Annotated in this window: 10 protein-coding genes; all 10 read right to left on the bottom strand. The window is 65.1% G+C overall.

The window, feature by feature from the left end:
- Positions 1-774, bottom strand: coding sequence for an MIP/aquaporin family protein (locus Q8P38_06380; GenBank protein MDP4014229.1), 774 nt, complete (start codon positions 772-774; stop codon positions 1-3).
- 199 nt (positions 775-973) lie between these two features.
- A complete protein-coding gene (gene cysC, locus Q8P38_06375) occupies positions 974-2,851 on the bottom strand; it encodes an adenylyl-sulfate kinase (protein ID MDP4014228.1) in 1,878 nt (625 codons plus the stop codon).
- Complete coding sequence (gene cysD / locus Q8P38_06370; protein ID MDP4014227.1) at positions 2,851-3,735, bottom strand: sulfate adenylyltransferase subunit CysD; 885 nt, start codon at positions 3,733-3,735, stop codon at positions 2,851-2,853. Before cysD ends, cysC begins: the two co-directional genes overlap by 1 nt.
- A gap of 67 nt (positions 3,736-3,802) precedes the next feature.
- Positions 3,803-4,444, bottom strand: coding sequence for a hypothetical protein (locus Q8P38_06365; GenBank protein MDP4014226.1), 642 nt, complete (start codon positions 4,442-4,444; stop codon positions 3,803-3,805).
- A gap of 36 nt (positions 4,445-4,480) precedes the next feature.
- On the bottom strand, positions 4,481-5,707 hold the full coding sequence (locus tag Q8P38_06360; protein ID MDP4014225.1) for an acetyl-CoA hydrolase/transferase C-terminal domain-containing protein: 1,227 nt from the start codon (positions 5,705-5,707) through the stop codon (positions 4,481-4,483).
- Between the two features lie 16 nt (positions 5,708-5,723).
- Entirely contained in the window at positions 5,724-6,104 is a 381-nt protein-coding gene (locus Q8P38_06355) for a response regulator (protein MDP4014224.1), read from the bottom strand.
- Positions 6,104-8,431: a PAS domain-containing sensor histidine kinase gene (locus Q8P38_06350; GenBank protein ID MDP4014223.1), complete on the bottom strand. Its 2,328-nt coding sequence runs from the start codon at positions 8,429-8,431 to the stop codon at positions 6,104-6,106. Before Q8P38_06350 ends, Q8P38_06355 begins: the two co-directional genes overlap by 1 nt.
- 18 nt (positions 8,432-8,449) lie before the next feature.
- Complete coding sequence (locus Q8P38_06345; GenBank protein MDP4014222.1) at positions 8,450-10,369, bottom strand: S8 family serine peptidase; 1,920 nt, start codon at positions 10,367-10,369, stop codon at positions 8,450-8,452.
- A 120-nt stretch (positions 10,370-10,489) separates the two neighbouring features.
- Positions 10,490-11,776, bottom strand: a complete 1,287-nt coding sequence (locus Q8P38_06340; GenBank protein MDP4014221.1) for a geranylgeranyl reductase family protein — start codon at positions 11,774-11,776, stop codon at positions 10,490-10,492.
- Positions 11,777-11,795: 19 nt separating this feature from the next.
- Entirely contained in the window at positions 11,796-12,401 is a 606-nt protein-coding gene (locus Q8P38_06335; GenBank protein MDP4014220.1) for a hypothetical protein, read from the bottom strand.
- Positions 12,402-12,411: the final 10 nt, after the last annotated feature.

Here is a 12,411-nt window from a genome sequence, read left to right as displayed (position 1 = left end):
TCAAAACGGCGTGGTCAGCAGATACAGTCCGGAGGCCACAGCGGCTCCTATTAGCGGTCCGACGATGGGTACCCAGGCGTAACCCCAGTCGATGCGTTGCTTGTCGCGGATCGGGAGCAAGGCGTAGGCGGCGCGCGGCCCGAAGTCGCGGGCCGGGTTGATCGCGTAGCCCGTAGCACCTCCGAGCCCGGCGCCAACCCCTATTACGGCGAACGCGACGCCGGCGTAACCCAGGGCGATGTTTCCGTAGTTCGGATGAGCGTTTCCCACTTGAGGCACCCACGGAGACTGTTGGACGATCCAGTAGACAAGGACGAACGTGGCGATGGCCTCGCTGACGGTGTTCCATCCCAGGGATCGGACTCCGGGCGCGGTGTAGAAGATCGTGCCGGTAGTGGGTCGATGCGTGTCTGTGTCGAACTGCTTCTTGTAGAGCAAATAGACGAGCAAGGCCCCGAACATTCCGCCCAGCACTTGGCCGACTACGTAGAAGGGGACCTTGGCCCAAGTGTTCTGTCCGATCAGAGTCAGTCCCAGGGTGACTGCCGGATTCAGTTGTGCACCGGAATGCCAAGCGACGCTGGCCCCGACGAAGACCGCCATGCCCCAGCCGAACGCAGTCAAGGCCCATCCGCCGGAACCGTGACCCAAGCTCTTGCTCAACCGCTGAAGCGCACCCACACCGCAGCCGATGACGATCATGATTGACGTGCCGATGAACTCGTGGAAGGTGATTACCTTCAGGTACTCAAAGGCAGATGCTGAGCCTGTCACCGGCTATGGATAGCAGAATGCCGCGTGGATCGGTGCCAACTTCGCGGAATCTCATGGCCGCGAGCCCCGGATCAAGCGGCGTCAGGCCTGAAGCCGTGGTGCCCGGGGTCGGATCCAGTCCCCCACTTCGTGGGGGGACCCCCAGCGTGAGGCTTGAAGCCGCTGGATCGGCCACGGGCACCACGGCTTGAGCGTGCGACTAGGCGTCGCCGAGCACGAGGCGGGCAAGGCGTTCGGCCGAGACCGCCACCTCATCCTCGCCGTTGAGGTGCAACTCTGGGTCCTCGGGAGGCTCATACTCCTGACCAACGCCAGTCAGGTTCGGCAGCTGACCCGCGGCGGCCTTCCGGTACAGCCCCTTGGGGTCTCTTCCTTGCGCCACTGACAGTGGCGTGTCCACGAAGACTTCCGCGTACTCGCCCGTCTTGAAGATGTTCCGGGCGGCCCGGCGGTCCGAGCGGTACGGGGAGACCAGAGCAACAAGCACGACCAATCCAGCGTCGGCCATGAGCTGGGCGACCTCCGCGACGCGGCGCACGTTCTCGGCCCGGTCCTCCGGCGTGAATCCGAGGTCGCGGTTGAGTCCCGTCCGGACGTTGTCGCCGTCCAGGACGTAGGTATGCACTCCCTGGCTGTGGAGCATCGCAACGGCGGCGTCGGCGATCGTGGACTTGCCTGACCCGGACAGCCCGGTCAGCCAGATGACGCGTGGCCGGTGCCCCATGAGGCGAATCCTGGATTCCCTGTCGACCGCGTAGTCATGCGGCGTCACGTTGAACGCGCGACGCATGGCGTAGCGGGTCAGCCCGGCAGCGACCGTATCGCTCGTGACGCGGTCGACGAGCAGGAACCCTCCGCTCTCGCGGCAGGTCGTGTACGGGTCCAAGGGAATAGGGGAGTCAGTGGCGAGTTCGACGCGTCCGATGTCATTCATGCTCAGCAGCCGCGCGGCGTCATGGCGTCCGGTGACGACATCCAGCCTGTGCCGCACGGACGTTACCGTCGCGGGGACGACGCGTGGACCCGCGTAGAGCAGATACGAGCGGCCGTGAGCTAGGGGCTCTTCGCCGATCCAGACCAGATCAGCGGCGAAGCGGTCAGCGGGCTGTGCTTGGGAAGCGCCCTCTTCGGCGATTAGGTCCCCGCGAGTTACGTCCACTTCGCGGTCTAGCGTCACCGCCACCGCCTGCCCCGAAGAGGCTTCGGTTACGTCCTGCCCGCCGGCTACGATGCGCTCGATCGCGGCCGACACGCCTGAGTCAGCGATCACGATCTTGTCGCCGACATGGGCCTTCCCTGATGCGATTGTGCCCGCGTATCCGCGGAAGTTGCCCGCAGCCCGAAGCACGATCTGCACTGGCAGTCGAAAGGCGGCTTCGGTCGAGTCGACGGTGGGATCCCAAGCCGCCAGCGCGTCCAGAACTGAGCCGCCTTGGTACCACGGCATCTCGGGGCCGTGCTCGATGACGTTGGCTCCTGTGACCGCGCTGACGGGGATGGTCGTCACTTCATCTATGCCCAGCCGGGCAGCCGCCGCGCGCACACCGCCGGACAGCTCCTCGTACGTCGCGTGCTCGAAGCCGACTAGGTCCATCTTGTTGATGGCGATGATGACGCTGGAAACACCCATGAGAGCGCACACAGTCAGGTGGCGGAATGTCTGCGGCCGCAGCCCGCGGGCCGCATCGGCCAGCAGCACAGCTACGTCGGCGGTTGAGGCGGCGACGGCCATGTTGCGCGTGTATTGCTCGTGGCCGGGGGCGTCAGCGATGATCACACGTCGACCGCTGGGCAGATACATGTGCCGGTAGGCGACATCAATCGTGATCCCCTGCTCGCGCTCGGCTTCGAGACCGTCGGTGAGCAAGGAGTAGTCGATCTCGCCGACCGGAATCGTCGATCCACCCCGGCGGGTTCTGCGTGCGTACTCAAGCTGGTCGATGGGGACCGAGTCGGTCTCGGCCAGCAGTCGGCCGATCAGTGTGGACTTGCCGTCATCCACCGAACCGCAGGCGACCAGCCGCAGGACCGGCGCGGGTCCTGGCGTGCGCGAGCCGGGTAAGTCAGTTGTCGGCATCAGAAGTACCCTTCCGCCTTCTTCGACTCCATCGAACTGCCGCCTTCTCCATCGATCAGGCGCCCGGCGCGCTCGGAGAGCTTTGAGTCACTCATCTCCTGGATCAGTGTGTCCAGGTCGGCAGCGTCGGACTCCACGGCGCCGGACAACGGATAGCAGCCCAGGGTCCGGAAGCGCACGGTGCGATTCTGGGGAACCTCATCCTCTCGGAGCGGAAGCCGCTCGTCGTCAACCATGATCAGGACGCCGTCACGGTCTACGACGGGTCGCGGCTTGGCGAAGTACAGGTCGACGATGTCGATCCGCTCGCGGCGGATGTAGCGCCACACGTCGAGCTCGGTCCAGTTGGACAGCGGGAAGGATCGCATCGTCTGGCCTTCGGCGAGCCGGGTGTTCGCGGTGCGCCAGAACTCGGGTCGCTGCTTGCGCGCGTCCCAGCGGTGCCCAGGTTCGCGCAGAGAGAAGATTCGCTCCTTGGCGCGGCTGCGTTCCTCATCGCGACGAGCGCCACCGATCGCGGCATCGAAGCCGTACTCGTCCAAAGCCTCGCGCAGCGCGACAGTCTTCATCAGCCGCGTGTATTCGTGGGTTCCGTGGGTGAACGGCGACACGCCTTCGTTCAGGGCTTCCTCGTTCGTCGCGACGATCAGGTCGAGTCCAAGTTCTGCGGCCCTGCGGTCGCGGAACTGGATCATCTCCTGGAACTTCCACGTGGTGTCGATGTGCATCACGGGAAACGGAAGGGGTGCGGGAGCGAAGGCCTTCAAAGCCAGGTGAAGCAGGACCGAGGAGTCCTTTCCGATCGAGTACAGCAGGACCGGCTTGCGGAACGCTGCCGCGGTTTCCCGGAAGACGTGGATCGCCTCGGCTTCGAGGACATCCAGTACCGCGTCATCGCTGACGAGGGTGGCTGAGGACACCTAGAACCTCCTGGTCGCATTCACGGTGATCTTACGTTGTACCCAGAGGATCCGACTTCAACACCGCCCGCATCACGGATACCAGATCGGCAACCGACGCCTTGATCAGATCGATCGCGGAGCTGTGGAGCTGGTAGCCGAGAACGTGTGGGTCGGGGACGTCTTCTGGGTCCCAAGGCTCAAGGACGGCAGGCACCGGTGCCAGTCCACGACCGGCGTCGAGCTCCGCTGCGAACCAACGCAGCCTCGCCGTGGGATCGGTGGGAAGCGCTGGGGCGCCCTCCGGTAGCTCTGAGGCCTTGAGCGACTCGACGATCGGCAAGCTCAGATGCGCGGCCTGCCGCAAGGTGAATGCCCTGTGCCGCGCGCGCGGATCGATAGTGGCGATCTCCGCCCGGTGAGTCCGGTCAGCGGTGAGGATCAGGTCGGCGTCGCGCACCATGTCCGCCGTCAGCTGACGTGACATGTGCGCCAGGTCGGGGTCGGGCGTTCCAACCAGAGCGGCCGATAGATCGCATGCGGGAAACCCACCCGGAGTCCACAGCCCGGCCGAGGCGATGGCAACCGAATCGGGCCACGCCTTCAACTCGCGGCGCAGCAGGGTCTCCGCGGCGGGCGACCGGCAGATGTTGGCCGAGCAGATGGTCAGGACGCGAAAGCGGGGACTTGCCATCAGGCAACTGTCATACCATGTCTGCCGCAACCGGCGTTACGCGCGCCACAGGTCTCGGGCGGCCGCCCAGAGTTCGTCACGCGTGTCCGGGTGAGCGGCCTGGCTGATGATGTTCCTGGTCTGTTCGTGTTCGGAGCAGCCGAACACGTGGGCGAGCCCCTGCTCCGTGACTATCGCGGAGTGCTGGAAGGACGTCACTGGCTGGGAAATGATCGGAACAATCGTGGACACGTTCGCCTTCGCGTGCCAAGACGGCAGTGTGATGTACGCGGCTCCGCCAGGGGAGTGAAGGGCGCCGACGATGAAATCCGTAGACCCGCCGATTCCCGAGAACACGTGCTCACCAATCCGGGACGCGTTCGCTTGGGCCAGTAGGTCCACCTGCAATGCACCGTTGATGCTGGTCATCGCCCGCTGTCTGGCGATTCGGCCCGGGGCATTGGTCATCTCGGTCCTGAGTAGCTTCGCTCTCCGGTTGAGGTGCACCCAGCCGTACAGTTCGCGGCTGCCGGTCACGAACGATGCCGTTAGGGGCACGCTGTCGTCGGTGCGGCCTCGCTGCTCGAGATCCAGAACGCCGTCACTGAACGTCTCCGACCAGACGCGAAGCCCCTTGCGCTCCGTCAGCCCCGACATCACGGCATCCGGAACGGCGCCGACCCCCGCTTGAAGCGTGGACCCGTCATCCACGAGCGTGGCGATTCTGTCGGCGATCTGTCGGGACACATCGTCAGGAGGTGAACTGGCGTGTGTTGGGACCTCTTCGTCGACCTCGACCAGGTAGTCAATCTCGTCCGCGTGCAAGACCCCATCGCCGTAGGTGTAGGGCATGTTCGAGTTCGCCTGCGCGATCACGATGCCACATCCCGCGCGGCAGGCCTCCATGGCGGCAGGCATCACGGTGACTTCGATCCCGAGGCTGACTGAGTTGTTGTGCGGGGCTGAAGTGTGGATCAGTACGACGTCCGGACGCATGATCTTCTGGAACAGAACCGGGACGAGACTCAACCGGCAGGGTACGTACTTCAGGCGCGGACTCTTGCGCATGCGCGGTCCGACGAATGCCGTTTCGTAGGTCACGCCCTCCCGGTCCGGTAGCTCACACTGAGCGTTGAGCACGTTCAAGACGTAGCGCTCCAGCGCCTGGTCGGTCGCGCCGAGGATGGCTCTCGGTGTGGCCAAGTTCCCGGACGCGACGACTCGAGGGTTGTCTGGCAAGCCGCTGAGCACAGTGGGCAGCTGCTCTAGCGTGATTCTCTTCATTCGTGTCTACGTGTCCTTAGTTCTTGGGCTGATCGCTGGCTAGTAGCTTCTCGATCCAGTCGAGCAGGCGACCTGGGTCGAACGGTTTCGGTATGAAGACACTCGCCCCAGCGGTCCAGCCAGCCCATGTCGTCTCGTCGTCGGTCGCCGCTGTGAGCAGCATGATCGGCAGGTCCGTCACGGTGTGCTCGACTCGAAGTCGGCGTAGGACGTCAAGCCCAGACATGCCCGGCATCATGATGTCGAGAATCACGAAGTCGGGCAGGGATCTCGCGATTTCTCGTAGCGCCTCTTCCCCGTCGGCGGCTTCGATGACGTCATACCCATCCAGTTCGAGGACGTCGCGTAGCAGCGAGCGCACTGAGGGCTCATCATCGACGACTAGAACCGTTGCCATCAGAAACCCGCCTCGTAGTCAGCTGGTCTTAGGCGGAGCGTGAAACTGCTGCCCTCGCCGATCTGTGAGATGACGTCGATGTCGCCGCCCATCGCCCGTGCGAGCTCACGCGAGACGAACAGACCGACGCCGCTTCCCCCTGTGGTCATCGTCATTGGATCCTCCACACGATAGAAGCGCTCGAACACCTTCTCCAGCTGATCAGGACGTATTCCAAGTCCGTGATCGATCACCGACACCGTTGCCCATGATCCTCCCTCCTCCCGCCGGATCTCCACACCAACGGCCGATCCGGGCCGCGAGTACTTCAGCGCGTTCCCGATCAGATTCGCCAAGCATTGAATCGCTCTGACTCTGTCGCACGACACTGTGACACCCGATCCCGTGACGCGGACGCGGTCAGCTTCGCCCGGGAACATCTTGAGCGCCTCGTGAACAACTTCCAGCAGATCCTCATCTGTCATCTCCACGGTGAGGCGTGCCGACGTATCCGATGCCCGCGACGCCAGCAGCAGGTCGTCCACCAAGCGCGTCAAGTGATCGGCCCGGTCGACAATCGTGTTCAGGATATCGACACGCTTTTCGGGCGCCAGCCGGTCCCACTTGTCGGCCAGAAGCCCGGCATATCCCTTGATCGGAGTGATGGGTGTGCGCAGCTCGTGCGAAACCGTCGCGATGAAGTCAGCCTTCATGCGCTCGACCCGACGTTCCTGCGTGATGTCTCGGGCGGTGAGGATGGCCAGGCGGCGGGATTCCGGTTCTTGGGCGAGATCGACGGCGGAGTGGTCGATCCATACAACCCAGACTCGCAGTTCTCGGTCCTCGGAGTCCCTGGTGATCCGCGTAAGAAGCGAGCTGGCCTGGTCCGCCGAGGAGCTGGCCGATTCGGCTACGCGCGCCAGGACCGCCACTGGGTCGTCGGTCCCTGGCGACGGCACACTCGCAAGGGCGGTTTGGGCGGATACCCCGGTGATGCGCGCCATAGCGGGACTCCACATCACGAACGCGCGCGTGGCATCCATGACCGCGATGCCGTCGGTGGCGTGGTCCACGACGGCGTTGAGTTTGGCCGTCTCCTCCGCCAAGGCCGTTAGGTGCTGGCTGGCGCGTATCGCGCCAGCAGTCGAGGCCGCGACAGCCTGGAGAACGGGGGCGTCGACATCGCGCAGGTGCCATTCCCCCTGCGCCCAGGGAAGGAGCCTTTGCAGCCCTGGAATCCGTCTAGACGCGCCCAGCATGAGAACGCCGGGACTGTCATCGCCGGTGTCGAGTCGCACCAGGCAGCCCGACACCCAGCCGTCAGGGAGGGCGCTGCCAGGGATCTGCTGGACCGATTCCGAGGCGGCAGTGACCGCTAGATCGTCGCCGGCGCTGGGGTCGAGCAAGATCACTTGTGGCTGGGAGTCGATGGTTCCGTAGGCAACGGTTGGCAGAACTACCCGCACGGTGTCGGCCCCGAACACATGGCGAATCGCGTTGGCCGCGCCCGGTACCAGGATGTGTGGCGCGGTGAGAGTTGTGACCAGGGAGTTGAGGCGTACCAGCCAGCGGTTGCGCTCGAGTGCGTGTGTGTGGGCCGCCGAGGATCGGTAGGCGTACCAGAGGGCCGCGGCTGGCACGAGCGAGAACACAGCCAGGGCTGGAGCGAACTTGACCATCGCGACGGCTGTTGCCGCGACACCTACGCTTCCGACCGCCATGCTCACCGACAGCACCCACTGGTCGCGGATCAGTTCCTTGAACGGAACGCCCTGAGCCACGTTCAGGATCCACGCGAGCAAGACCAAGTTGATGGTTACGAAGACCGCCGCACCGAGCAGCAGCGCGACAACGGAGCTCGCTCCGAACCGGGACCCTGTCCCGGCCACTCCTGCGTAGATCAGGATGAGGGCTGAGGCTGCCAAAGCGTAGGAACCCGTGTTGAACAGTACTTTCCGCAGTGGTCGCCCCAGTAGGAGTTCAGCTACAGCGAAGCCGATCAGCGGGCACACGAGGGCAACTACAGGAAGGAACACCAGGACTCCGCCCACGACCAGGATTTCGAAGAACGTCAGATCCTCGACTCCATCGCCGTGTCGAACCGGTACGTAGATGATCTCGGCCAATGTCGCTACCGCGATGAAGGCGATGTAGGGCCAGATGGTCGCCGCCGTGTACTGAGCGGATGGCACAGGCCAGTCAGTCGACCACCACGCGGTCAGGATCACCGATGCCATCCCTGCGGTGAACACAGCAGCGATGATCACGGCCGACAGGTGCCGGGATCGCCTCTCGTGCTCGGCCTCCGGGAGAACCGGCAGGCGACCGGGACCTGGAATCTCCGTCATCCTGCCTCCGGCTAGGTGCTACTGCCCCCAGCCTGTCACGGCCCAGCGCCGTCCGTTCCAAACTTCGGTAGCCCAGCGTCGGCCCTCCCATGCCACGTCAGCCCAGCGGCGGCCTTCCCAGACCTCATCAGCCCAGCGTCGGCCGCTCCAGTCGAAGTCAGCCCAGCGGCGACCTGCCCAGGCCTCGTCTGCCCAGCGGCGACCTGCCCAGTCGGTGCTGGCCCAACGTCGGCCAGTCCACGCGACCGCTAGCCAGTCGTTCTCGGCCCAGCGACGGCCTCCCCAGACCTCATCGGCCCAGCGGCGACCCGCCCAACGCCGACCAGCCCAGTCCTCATCGGCCCAGCGGCGACCCGCCCAACGCCGACCAGCCCAGTCCTCATCGGCCCAGCGGCGACCCGCCCAACGCCGACCAACCCATGCGTCATCGGCCCAGCGGCGACCTTGCCACTTCTGTGTTGCCCAGCGGCGACCTTCCCAGACTCGCAGCTCGAAGTCATCCTCGCTGGTCGCCAGCGCGCGCTCCAACACCGCTAGCGACCACGCGCTAGCCGCCCAACGGCGGGTTTGGGGGCTCAGCGCCTTCCACGCGTCAATGACGGCTTGCAGATCGCCGTCTGCCCAGGCGGCGGCGAAGGCGGCCCACGTGCTCGCGTCGGCTTCATCGGGAGCGAATCGGGTGGAACGCGTCGCTGCGGGCAGTGGGCGAGTGCGGGCGATCTTGGCTGCCGCTGCGGCTGCTAGGTCCAGTCCGCCCGATCCGGCGCCCTTGGTGAGTCCATCGGCCGAGTAGGTTGTTCCGACCAGAAGCTGCTTGACCTGATCCGGGGTCAACCCCGGCCGTGCCCCGAGCAAGGCGGCTGCGGCTCCAGCCGCGACTGCCTCAGACATCGAAGTTCCAGTGCCCGTGAAGTACTTGTCCAACACGCGGGACTCAGGGTTCTCGGTATCGGCGACAGACCCAGGCGCGCGCAGCGAGACCAGGGACACACCCGGAGCTGCGATGTCCGGCCTCATACGGCCGAACTTCTTGCCGTAGGCCGAGAAGTCGGCCACCGTGTCATCGGACCGGCTCGCCGTCCTGTTTTCAGCTACCGCTCCGACTGCGAGAAGCGTCGGATCCGAAGCCGGAGATGTCACAGACTTCGGTCCGCCGTTGCCTGCCGCGACCAGAACCGTGAGCCCACGTGACCAGAGCCGGTCCAGCGCACTAGTTAGAGGATCAGCGCTGGGCGGTAGCGGACTTCCGCTCGACAGCGCGAGCGAGACGACCTTGATGGTACGGTCCCCAGCCGATCGATCGGCGACTTCCTGGAGCCCGGACAGGACCTTGGACAGCGAAGTCGATCCATCGGGCATCGCGACCTGAACGTCGAGGATCCTGGCTCCCGGTGCGACACCAGAGTAGGCACCTCCCGACGATGCCCCGTCCCCGGCGATGATCCCTGACAGGAACGTGCCGTGGCCCAGCCCGTCCCCGTCCGGGCCGTCGCTGACGTTGACGTGAGTTACTTGGGTCTCGCCAGTGTCGGCGACCCCGGTGTCAACAAGCGCCACTGTCACGCCGGAGCCGTCCAGGCTGCTGGAGGCACCAATCGTGTCGCGGTATGTATTGGCTGCGGGCGTCTCCGTGGCGGCGTCCGCGGCCTGGAACTGCATGGCGACATCAGGCACTACGGTCGCGTCCTCGGGAATGCGTGCCCCGTTCGGCAGTTGGACAAGGAGAGCGGACGCTACTTCGAACGACTCAAGAACCGTCCCGCCCGATTCCTGAACCGCTGCGGTCACGTGCTCAATCTGTCCCTCGGGCACGGACAACAGGTGCTCACTGGTTACCGCAGCAGCACCAGGAGTGCCGACGCCAAGAGGCAGCACGAGGGCAAACGCCGCCGCGCTGACGAGAAGGGTGCGCCAGTTACGCGCTCGGCCTGAGTGCATGACTCCTCCAGCGTTCCTTGTGTGTTGTATCGGTGGCCAGCCAGCCAGCTGAGATACGCCATATGGGTGATATGGCTGTTTTCTGCAATCGCGAGCGTGCCGATCCCCGCCAGGTGGGGCTCAGTTCGAGAAAGGCGGACGCTCGTCCTTGTCCCATGACCAGCGGCCAGCCACTCGCCAGAGACGGGCGATGAGGTCTGTGTCCTCATCCGTGATGAAGTTCCCAGCGATTCTCATGATCGTGTTCATGAGCGCGCGCGAGCGCATCCCGTACGGTCCCACCGTTGACAGAAGCCTCGGATTCAAGAACAGATGTCCGACACGCCGCGAAGCTGAGTAGGTGTGGCCGTATCGGTCACCCAGGAGGCGGGGCCACGCGCGGCTCAAGTCCTGACCCGGCCTGGCGAGCCCGGCGCCTGAGGCCAGCAGGTCCGCTGCCATGCGGCCGGTTTCCAGACCGTGGTCGACGCCCTCACCGTTCAGTGGGTTGACGCAGCCAGCGGCGTCGCCGATGAGGACCCAGTTCGGTCCGGCGATGCCGCTGACTGATCCGCCCATTGGAAGGAGGGCTGAGCGCACGGAGTCCGGTTCGCCGGTCATCCCCCACTCATCTCGGCGGGCCAGGTAGTACTGGTGCAGCAGCTTGCTCAGGTTGATGTTGGCCGGACGATCACCTGTGGCAAGAGTGCCGACTCCCAGGTTCACCGCACCGTTCCCGAGAGGGAAGATCCAGCCGTAGCCTGGCAGCGCTGACCCAGACGGGTCCTTCAGATCCATGTGGGACGTGATCCAAGGTTCGTCCGCCCGCGCGCTGGGGACGTATGAGCGCGCGGCAACTCCGTAGATCGTTTCGCGGTGCCAGATGCGCCCGAGCATCTTCCCGGTCTTGGAGCGGGCGCCGTCGGCGACGATTAAGCGCCTGCAGCGCACGACCACGGACTCGGCTCCACTGGAGCAAGTCACGGATCTCACGGCGCCGGAAGTTGACCGCTCGACCGCGAGGGTTCTGGTTTCCTGGTGAACCCGCACTCCGGCGGCGAGTGCGACGGCCAGAAGAGCCTCATCCAGTTCGCTGCGCGGTGTGGCGCTTCCATACGGGGGGAAGCTGCTTGCTGGCCACGGCAGGTGCCATGACTGCCCGAAGGCGTTCGCTACGACCCCCCAGTTCCGCGTCCGCCCACGCAGCCAACCCGCCATGCCCAGGCGGTTCAGTTCGGCTATGGCACGAGGAGTCAGACCGTCTCCGCACGTCTTGTCCCTGGGGAAACGAGCCGCGTCTATGAGTACAACGTCAAGACCCGAACGAGCAGCCCAAGTTGCGGCAGCCGACCCAGCTGGACCCGCGCCGACGACGAGCACATCAGTGTCTATGCGCTCGTTTGACGCATGGGGTTGCGGACTGCTCATCGTGACGGTGCTCGACGGCTCAACCGGACGCCAGCGAAGCCGCGACGGTGGCCACGTCCGCTGCGTACGCACGGGCGTCGTCGGCTTGTCGGGGCTCAGGCACGTGTGCGCGGATTCTCTGTGCGGAGGAGTCAGTCAGGTTGATCACTGGGAACAGATCGACGGGACGAAGCGGGGCATCGCCCGATACGAGCCTTGCCATCTCCGCGAGAGCGAGCGTCGCGTCGTTGGTGGCCAACCACATCCGTTGAGTTCTCTGGAGTCGGATGGCGTCTGCGTTCTCAAGCAGCGTTTGCCGCAGGGCCGGTCGTGACTCAGGCGACAAATCAGCGAAGAGCCGATCCAGCAGAGGTTGCGCGAGGAAGATCCATCCCAGGGTCCAGAACGGTAGCCGCTTGAGAGCGGGGAGCCCATGCCAACGAACCGCCTGCGCCGCGACCAGCGCAACCGCCTCCTCGGTGAGCGGAGCGTCTGGCCACCCCGACATGGGCACGCAGGAACGCCTCGCGGCGGTTTCGACGGCCCGCACCGTGCCGGCCTGGGTGGGGTCGGCGAGACTGGCAGTCAGTGACCAGACTGTGTCTGCGGCGTCGTCGGCAGAGCCGATTCCAGCCAGGACCGCCATGGCCCCCCCA

The organism is Candidatus Nanopelagicales bacterium, assembly GCA_030700225.1.
GTDB lineage: Bacteria > Actinomycetota > Actinomycetes > S36-B12.
The sequence above is the reverse complement of the archived record's forward strand: the minus strand, read 5'-3'. Positions and strand labels throughout refer to the sequence as shown.

Bases quoted from the DNA above. Each gene is read 5' to 3' on its own strand.
- Q8P38_06345 (MDP4014222.1), bottom strand. From the start codon at position 10,369: ATGCACTCAGGCCGAGCGCGTAACTGGCGCACCCTTCTCGTCAGCGCG.
- Q8P38_06340 (MDP4014221.1), bottom strand. From the start codon at position 11,776: ATGAGCAGTCCGCAACCCCATGCGTCAAACGAGCGCATAGACACTGAT.
- Q8P38_06365 (MDP4014226.1), bottom strand. From the start codon at position 4,444: ATGGCAAGTCCCCGCTTTCGCGTCCTGACCATCTGCTCGGCCAACATC.
- Q8P38_06355 (MDP4014224.1), bottom strand. From the start codon at position 6,104: ATGGCAACGGTTCTAGTCGTCGATGATGAGCCCTCAGTGCGCTCGCTG.
- Q8P38_06350 (MDP4014223.1), bottom strand. From the start codon at position 8,431: ATGACGGAGATTCCAGGTCCCGGTCGCCTGCCGGTTCTCCCGGAGGCC.
- Q8P38_06335 (MDP4014220.1), bottom strand. From the start codon at position 12,401: ATGGCGGTCCTGGCTGGAATCGGCTCTGCCGACGACGCCGCAGACACA.
- cysC (MDP4014228.1), bottom strand. From the start codon at position 2,851: ATGCCGACAACTGACTTACCCGGCTCGCGCACGCCAGGACCCGCGCCG.
- Q8P38_06360 (MDP4014225.1), bottom strand. From the start codon at position 5,707: ATGAAGAGAATCACGCTAGAGCAGCTGCCCACTGTGCTCAGCGGCTTG.